This is a genomic window from Streptomyces glaucescens, from assembly GCF_002154375.1.
In the GTDB taxonomy this organism is placed as follows: domain Bacteria; phylum Actinomycetota; class Actinomycetes; order Streptomycetales; family Streptomycetaceae; genus Streptomyces; species Streptomyces glaucescens.
The window spans coordinates 1-728 of sequence record NZ_MUND01001048.1; the positions used below are offsets into that span (position 1 = coordinate 1).

Annotated in this window: 1 pseudogene; it reads right to left on the minus strand. The window is 79.3% G+C overall.

The features are described from left to right. Nucleotides 1-728: pseudogene (locus CCN42_RS40480) on the minus strand (ATP-binding protein); the annotation flags it as partial.

Genomic DNA, 728 nt, shown 5'->3' on the forward strand with positions numbered 1-728 from the left:
GCGGGATCCCGCGCAGTGCCGTGCACAACGTCCGGAGCGTGCGGGCTCGTTCGGCGGGTTCCGCGGGCAGTGCCTCCAGCGGGCCGAGGACGACCCCGGCGCCGGTGAGGCGGGCTTCGCGGGCGGCCACCCGCGCCAGCTCCGGTACGTCGCCGGAACGCGGGGCGAGCGCCGCCGCGTCCAGGACGAGCGGGCTCAGTCCCGCCGCGCGCACGGCCGCGGTGGCCAGGCCCTGGGCGTCGCCGCCCCGGGCGCGCAGGTGGACGAGGCCCGTGCCGGTCCCGGCGGCGGCCGCCGTCCGGGTGACGTCCGCGGGCTCGGCGGTCGGGTCCTCGTGGGCCTCGTCGAGCACGCCGGCGAGCCGGGCGTCGGGCCGTGCGTGGCCCAGGAGGTGCGCGGTGACCCGGTCGGGGACCACCAGGACGCGGGACAGCGGCGGCCGTTCCGGCTCGGTGACCTCCACCAGGCCGCCCTCGACCAGCGGCGCTCCGGGGGCGAGCCGGAACCGGCCGGACGCCGCCCCGGCGAGCCCGCACAGCTCCAGGGCGAGCCCGACCGTGGGCCGGCGGCGTGTCAGGTCGTCGTTGAGGTAGCCGTAGAGCCGCTCGAACCGCGCGTCCAGGTCGGGCGCCACCGCGACCAGGAGCAGGTCCAGGTCCAGCGACGACAGCCCGAACCGTTCGGCGAGCCCGCCGGACGGAACCGGCCGGCGGGCTCGCCGAACGGTT